This window comes from Brachyspira innocens ATCC 29796 (genome assembly GCF_000384655.1).
Classification (GTDB): Bacteria; Spirochaetota; Brachyspiria; order Brachyspirales; family Brachyspiraceae; genus Brachyspira; species Brachyspira innocens.
Genome location: NZ_ARQI01000130.1, coordinates 160,728 through 168,341 on the forward strand (window position 1 = coordinate 160,728; position 7,614 = coordinate 168,341).

Here is a 7,614-nt window from a genome sequence, read left to right on the forward strand (position 1 = left end):
AATTATTAAAATTTTAATAGTTTTTCAATTTTTTTATTAATTAATTATGGAATTTGACCATTTTTCTACTTTAATAATCCATGCTCCTGTTTTATTAGCTGCTTCTAGACCAATATCACTATCTTCAAATATTACTGTTTGGTAAGGTTCTATATTAAAATGTTCTAAGCATTTAATAAAAACCTCTGGATTTGGTTTCTTATTTTTGACATCATTACCTGTAAGTATTAAATCAAATGCATTTTCTAATTGAATAGTTCTTAACACATTTTGTACAGCTATGGCACCTGCTGTAGTTGCTAATGCAAGTTTCTTTTTATTTTTAAATTCTATAATAATATCCTTTATAATAGGATTAACAGAAATATTTTTCATATTACTGATATATATTTCTTGTTTCCTATCATGTACTTTTTCTATTTCCTCATCAGAAGCATTAGGCATTAGTAAAGGTAAAAAATCTTTGTAATGCTGTCCATTAAAACAATTTTTGATAAAAAAATCTTTGCTTAGTTCAACATCTACCTCAGCAAGAGCATTTTTATATGCCTTGTAGTTGGCTTCCTCACTATCTATAATTGTACCATCTAAATCAAATATTAAAAGTTTTATATCTGTCATAATTCTCTCCATTTATTTAATGCCTTTCCTGATAAAGCTAGCATTAATATTGCATTTTCATTTTTTAATCTAGTCATATAACTTAATGTTCTTAAATGACATATTCCTTCATAGAAATAAGTAGCTTTTAGACCATCAATTCCATGTTTTTCTGTTATGTAATTTTTTAAATTAATAAAAAGATCTTCATATTTTTTAGTTGAATAGTCTGCGTATTTTATATGATTTCTATCTATATTCCAGTTCTTTGATTTTTTTAAATATTCATATTTACCATGTAAAGATTGAAAGAGTTTTGCATATTCTGAAAATATATTATTATACATTGGAGATGGATCTATTATAATATAATTTACATTAGAGTCTACTAAAATATTTTCCATAGTAAGATCTCCATGAATATATTTTATATCATAATTTAATTCCATAATATATTTTTCTAGTGCTTGAGACATATTTAGTATATTAGGGACTATTTCATCATTAACAATTATTTCATTATATTCTAAAAATTTATTTATTTCAGAATTAGTTATTGAAATATTTATATTATTCTTTATATAATTTTCAAAGAATTTAGTATTATATGTCTTAGTATCATCGTATGTTATATATGTATCATTTAAATCTGATAAAATATTTTTTATTATTGTCCAAGACTGCTCTAATGTTAAATAATGAGTATTAGTAAAAAGTGTTTCGGCATTACCAAAATATTCCATATCATATGAGAATAAATTTTCTTTTTCTATGTTATCTATTATTTTTGGTAAAGATAATTTATTATTTTTACATAGCCATTCAAATTGTGTTTTTAGTTTTATAGCTGCATTGCCAATAGCAACTTTACGTACTAATAGAATACCATTATTTTCTATTAAAAATGTTTTCGCTTCACTAGCAGCACTCATATCTTTTATAACATATGAATTGTTTATTATATTATAATATATTTCATCATTTATTGTATATTTATTATTGAAGTAATAATCAAAAAAATGTAAAGAACTATCTTGTGATACATAAGGTATAATTTTTAATTGATAATTTTTATTTCTTTCATTAAAAGGAATAAAAGATAAAATTGTTACTATTATATTAGGTATTAATATATATAATATACTATATATTGTATTATTATTTTTTAATAAACTATTTAGTTCTGTGATATTAGAAGGAATTATTAAATTAAACTGTGAAAAAAGTGTTTTGATAATAGTATCATCATTTAAATATTTAGAAAATATAAATATAGAAAATAATAATGTTATATTAAATACTATACTTAGTAGTATGAATATTATTAGTTTTTTCTTTATTTTAAATATATTATTTCTTATTCTAAATAGTGACCAATATAGTCCTAACAAAACAGATTTTATAGAATCATTAAATAATGAAGATAATAAATAATATATTTTTTTTAAAATACTAGAATTTATAAATAATATTACTAATAGTAATATTAAAAATATGATAATTGTATAAATATTTTGTATTTTTAATATGTATAAAATTATTATCGATATTAATAAATCAAAAAATAATTCTATAAAATAAAGTCCAAAGCTCATTCTGAATGATGTTTTAGTATATTTAGAAAAAACAGATACTCTAATTATATTTGATATAAAATGTGGAAGTAATAATCCAAGTATATCAGCAATCCATAAACTTCTTAAATAATATTTAGCAGGTTTATGAACATAATCAGACAATATATAAATACTTCTAAAAGTTCTAATTATAAGAGATAAAATATAAATGAATATTGATATAGTAAATAGCATATTATACTCCAGTAAATATAGAAAAAATATCGCTATCTTTAACCTTTAAAAATTCATCTACAGTACCAAAAGATAAATTGAAGTCTGCTTCATAATTAATAACATTACCATTTAAAAGTGGAGGAATATTGTATAACCCGCTTGTAAAAAATTCATTATATGTACATTTAGTTAAATATTCGTCACTAACTTTTTTAAAAAGAGATATATTTTTAAATCCGTAAGCTCCAGCTATAGCATCATTACTAATAACCTCTTTTTCTCTAGTTCCTATAACCTTATTATGTGTGTCTTTTACACAATAACTGTAGCAATCTTTATTGGATTTAAAAGTAAGTAAGAAGCCATCATATATATTTAAATTATCCTGATTTAATCTAAATTCTTCACTATAAAAACAATGGTCGCAATCATTAAAAACTACGGGAAAATCATTGTCTATTAGTTCTATAGCTTCTCTTGAAGTTAACACAGCTCCAGGAGGTGTTTCATCTAATAATTTAATGATAGCATCTGGAAAAAAATACTTTATTCTATTAACTAATAATTCATCTATGTTATGTTCTTTTAATCCTATAAATATTAGTTTTTCATATTTATAATATTTAGTAAAACTTTTTGCAGAATAATAGAAAAAAGGAAAACCTTTTATTTCTATTAAAGGTTTTGGGACTTTATACCCAAGATTATAAAACCTTGTTCCTTTCCCAGCCATAGGTATAATAATATTTAATTTAGTATTCATTTTTTTACCTTTTTTATTGTAATTTTAAATCCAAATAATGTAATAATTTTTTTATCTTGTAAAGATTCTATTGAAAATAGAAAATCGCCTAATATATTAAATATGTTTTTTCTATTATTAATTAAATAATTGTTTATTATATTATTCATTTGATTATTAATATTATTATGAATGTTGTTAGTTTGAAAGTCTATATACCCTATTATATTATTCATATAAAAAGCTTGTTCATCATAATTATTTTCTTCTTTGTCCTGATTATTAGAACATAATTCATCATATCGCTGCAGAAATCTTTCATATGTAATTAATCCATATATTTTATCAGAATTTTCAAAAGCCCATGAATGTTTAGGATTTGTTATACCGCTTTGTTCTAAGTCTAAGAATATAAAATTATTATATAATATATTTAATGACTCTTTATAGCTTTTATAAGTTATATCAGACCAATCCATGAAGAGTATATTATTAAATCTTTTTTGTACCCAATATGCACATATATGTTGTTCTGTTGGATATTTCCACTTAAAATTTTTAGATGGAGCAAGATTATTGTATTTTAAATAAAAACCAGATAATTCATTATCTTTTAATAGTTCTGTATTTAATATATAATCTTTAATATCATCAGCAAGTCCAAAAAAATAAAAATCTGATGTGTGAAAAGGTAAACATAGTTTTATATCATTAGAATATTCTCTGGAATATACGGATGGTACTATGATTCTATTTTTAAAACCTATATACTTATTATTTCTGTTTGGAAATTCATAAAAGTATTCTAAGAAATTATTATTTAATAATAAACTATCAGTACGTAATTTGAGAATATATTTTTTAGAAGCCTTTTTTATTCCATTTTGTGTGCTTATAATTTGCCTATTGCTATTGTTTATAATGTTTAAAATTTCATTGTGTATAAGATTATTTTCTATTTTTTGATTAAAAATAATAATATCATAATCTAAACCATCTATATTAGGACCTTCCCAAGTAGAAAGTATTATTTCGCTGTCAGGTAAATGTTTTCTTATAGTTTTAAGACAATTAGGTGTATATTCTTCATTTATTGCACCTTGTACTACTACTGATATATCTTTTGTATTTATATTTCCTACTATCATGATTTATTCCTTTTTATTGTGATTTTAAATCCAAATAATGTAATGATTTTTTTATTCTCTTTATTTTCTATATTAAATAATTTTTTATATATGCTAGTATGATTATTTTTATTGTAAATATGTTCTAATAATTTTAATAGAGCTTCGTTGGCAGGATCTACATTTAGTAAATAAATTTCTAAATATCTATAGAATGATATAAAAATTAGATTTAATTTTTGAGCATTTTTTATATTTACTTGGTTTTGTTCAGTAATCATAAAATTATTAGATAATATTTTTTCACTATCAAAAATATATTCATCTCTACTGCTATCCGAATTATATTTGGGAAACATTATATTTTTATATATTTCTGCTTGTTCTAGTATGTTTCTTATTATAATTTGATCTTCTGTATATTTTATATATTTTTTTTGATCTAAATCTTTTTCAGAGATTTTATATCCATTCCACATTTTTTTTATGTCATTAGTTAGTCCGAATTGAAATATTGTAGAGAAACTATAAGGATTTATAAAATCTTGAGTAATTCTTGCATCTATAGTCATATACTGAGATATTAAAACTTTTTGTTCAAATATATTGTAATTTATATCATATTTATTGAATTTATTTAAATATTCATTATAAATATTTATAATTTTTTGATCAAAAGTACATTCTAATGATGTTTTTATAACATATTTAGTATTAACCAATTCTAATGCTTTTTTGATGTAGAATTGTTTTTTATCATATTCATAATTAAAATCATTTTTTGTTATAACAATTTTATCATATAGACCTTTTAGAGCATTACTATTAATTTCTTTATCTAAGCATAATATTATTTTTGCTTTACTAAAATGCTGGTTTATATGTAATAAATATTCTTTGTAGATATTAATATCTTTACTTTCATCATATATAATAAAAGTTATATCTTTATTTAGTATATCAAAATTATTCTTATATTCTATTATATTTGTGTATTTGAAATAATTTCTTACTATATATATATAATTTTTTAGATTCCAAAAGTCATTGAACTGTAAATCTATTAATTTATATTTTATTTTTAAATACAATTTACTATATGTATTTAACTTAGGTAGTTTTATTTTATTTTGTATACATAAATTATACCATTTTAGAAATATCAAACGATAATGGTTACCAGCAGGATTATTTACATTTGAATACTTGGGTAATATTATTTTACTTAAAGAATCTTCTAATAAAATAGTATTATTAATTATAAAATTTATACTTTTATTTAAGTTTATATCATTAATATCATAAAAGTGTTCGTAATTAATATCTTTATCAAACTTTAGTATGTTCTGAATGACAAACCATTGTTCTGCTATATATTTAGTAACTATATCTGCAAATTTAGGTCTTTTGTAGTAATTATCATCTTGGAGAAAATATTCTTCATTTAATCTGTAATTATATTTAGGTATATTGTAATATTTTTTTAAGTCTATTGTTAATCCAAAACACCACCAATCTCCAAGAACATATGGTAAATTTATATCTGTCTGTTCATTGAAAAGTATTCTCTGTTTAAAATATGAATTTTGAGTGGAACTATTTCCAAATTTATAATAATATTTTAGAAACCCGCATCCTTTTATCATCATATCAGATCTCAATTTTAAGCCATATTTTCTAGTAGCTTTGCAAAAACCGTTATAAGAAGAAACTAATTGTCTACTTACGTTATTTACATGTGGAGCAATATATTTTCTAACTAAACAATCAGGTCCTGGATCTTTATTTAGAACTAATATATCATAATCTAAACCATCTATATTAGCTCCTTCCCAAGTAGAAAGTATTATTTCACTGTCTGGTAAATATTTTCTGATACTTTTTAGACAATCAGGTGTGTATTTTTTATCTATAGCCCCCTGTACTACTACAGATATATCTTTAGTATCTATATTTCTTACTATCATTTTAATTCTACTTAAATTTTAATCTTTTACACAATGTATATATATCCAGTCTGTTGCCCAACATTCTTTATAATGTTGAGCAGATAATAAATCATCATAATAATGCGAAACTTGTGAAAACCAAATATGACAATTACCAAATATTTCTATAAAATCTTTTTTTAAATTATCTAAGTCTTTTAATCCTATTCCAACATCAAATCCCCCATTTGTATACATTGCAGAAGAATCATCAGATAAATAATCTGCCATAGGGATTTTTTCTTTAACAATCACTAACTTATCATTAATAAATAATTTATTTTCTTTTGTATATGGGACATCTTTATTGTATGCTAATTGTAGTGTAATTTTTCCATTCTTTTTTAAAGCTTTATGTATGTTTTTTACTATATTTTGTCTTATAGAATGACAGGCTATATGATGCATAGATATAGTGCAGTAAATGAAATCATAATAATCATTTTCAACATTTCCTAAATTATCACCACTAGTTAAATAAAACTCAGATTTAGGATTTAGTTGTTTTGCTTCATCTAATAATCTTTGAGCAATATCGCATCCATTAACTTTTTTAAATATTTTCTTCATCCTATTGATCATTCTTCCAGGTCCGCATGCAAAATCTAATGCTATTTTATTGGAAAAATCATCAAAAATAGGTTTTCTAATATCCCCATATTCATACAATAGAAATGTTTCATATGGATAATTTTCATGCCATTGATAATTACCAACTATAACTTCAGATGGGATATCTTTATTTTCATAAAAGTTTTTTTGCATTTTAGTATAATCTTCTAAAGACATATTATTATCCGTATATTTATATTGTTCTTGTAGCAATAGTTTATATAATAAATCTATATTATCTAAATTAATAAGTGGATCTTTATTTATTGTAATTTTAAATCCAAATAATGTTATATCTTTTTTGTATTGATATTCCTTAATTGAGAATATTTTTTCCATTAAATTTGACATTTTTATTGCTCCTTATTTTTTATTATGGAAAAATAAACCTATGCTACAATTTTATGTTGCAAAATATGTTGTATTTTTTTGTATTGCATATTATTATAAAAGCATATGTAATCACTACATATATTAGGTCTGGTCTGGTCTGGTCTGGTCTGGTCTGGTCTGGTCTGGTCTGGTCTGGTCTGGTCTGGTCTGGTCTTTACCGTAATTTTAAATCCAAATAATGTGGTAATTTTTTTATCTTGTAAATATTCTATTGAAAATATAAAATTACCTAGTATTGTAAAAATATTTATTTTATTATTAATAGTTTTTATGGAATTATTCTCCAATGTAGATATTCTATTTTCTAATTTATATATTTTATTAGTTCTATCCATATGAATAAGTACAAATAAATTACT

The 7,614-nt window shown here is 22.0% G+C and carries 6 protein-coding genes and 1 pseudogene; all 7 read right to left on the reverse strand.

Annotated elements, in window-relative coordinates; genetic code table 11:
- Positions 1 to 36: 36 nt before the first annotated feature.
- Positions 37 to 633 (reverse strand): HAD family hydrolase, encoded by a 597-nt coding sequence (locus tag F811_RS0115195; RefSeq protein WP_245555880.1) that lies wholly within the window; start codon positions 631 to 633, stop codon positions 37 to 39.
- Positions 618 to 2,411: a hypothetical protein gene (locus F811_RS0115200; RefSeq protein WP_020006086.1), complete on the reverse strand. Its 1,794-nt coding sequence runs from the start codon at positions 2,409 to 2,411 to the stop codon at positions 618 to 620. The genes F811_RS0115195 and F811_RS0115200 overlap by 16 nt, the downstream gene beginning before the upstream one ends.
- A gap of 1 nt (position 2,412) precedes the next feature.
- Positions 2,413 to 3,156 carry a glycosyltransferase family protein gene (locus tag F811_RS0115205; RefSeq protein WP_020006087.1) on the reverse strand — a complete coding sequence of 248 codons (744 nt, stop codon included), beginning with the start codon at positions 3,154 to 3,156 and terminating at the stop codon, positions 2,413 to 2,415.
- Positions 3,153 to 4,283, reverse strand: a complete 1,131-nt coding sequence (locus F811_RS0115210) for a WavE lipopolysaccharide synthesis family protein (RefSeq protein ID WP_020006088.1) — start codon at positions 4,281 to 4,283, stop codon at positions 3,153 to 3,155. The genes F811_RS0115205 and F811_RS0115210 overlap by 4 nt, the downstream gene beginning before the upstream one ends.
- On the reverse strand, positions 4,280 to 6,229 hold the full coding sequence (locus F811_RS0115215) for a WavE lipopolysaccharide synthesis family protein (protein WP_020006089.1): 1,950 nt from the start codon (positions 6,227 to 6,229) through the stop codon (positions 4,280 to 4,282). The genes F811_RS0115210 and F811_RS0115215 overlap by 4 nt, the downstream gene beginning before the upstream one ends.
- Before the next feature lie 18 nt (positions 6,230 to 6,247).
- The gene (locus F811_RS0115220; RefSeq protein WP_020006090.1) at positions 6,248 to 7,213 is read right to left on the reverse strand and encodes a class I SAM-dependent methyltransferase; all 966 of its coding nucleotides are present in this window, start codon (positions 7,211 to 7,213) and stop codon (positions 6,248 to 6,250) included.
- 38 nt (positions 7,214 to 7,251) lie between these two features.
- Positions 7,252 to 7,614 (reverse strand): annotated as a pseudogene (locus tag F811_RS17075) (hypothetical protein); the annotation flags it as partial.

Coding starts and splice junctions, on each gene's coding strand:
- F811_RS0115205 (WP_020006087.1), bottom strand. CDS start 3,156: ATGAATACTAAATTAAATATTATTATACCTATGGCTGGGAAAGGAACA.
- F811_RS0115200 (WP_020006086.1), bottom strand. CDS start 2,411: ATGCTATTTACTATATCAATATTCATTTATATTTTATCTCTTATAATT.
- F811_RS0115210 (WP_020006088.1), bottom strand. CDS start 4,283: ATGATAGTAGGAAATATAAATACAAAAGATATATCAGTAGTAGTACAA.
- F811_RS0115220 (WP_020006090.1), bottom strand. CDS start 7,213: ATGTCAAATTTAATGGAAAAAATATTCTCAATTAAGGAATATCAATAC.
- F811_RS0115195 (WP_245555880.1), bottom strand. CDS start 633: ATGGAGAGAATTATGACAGATATAAAACTTTTAATATTTGATTTAGAT.
- F811_RS0115215 (WP_020006089.1), bottom strand. CDS start 6,229: ATGATAGTAAGAAATATAGATACTAAAGATATATCTGTAGTAGTACAG.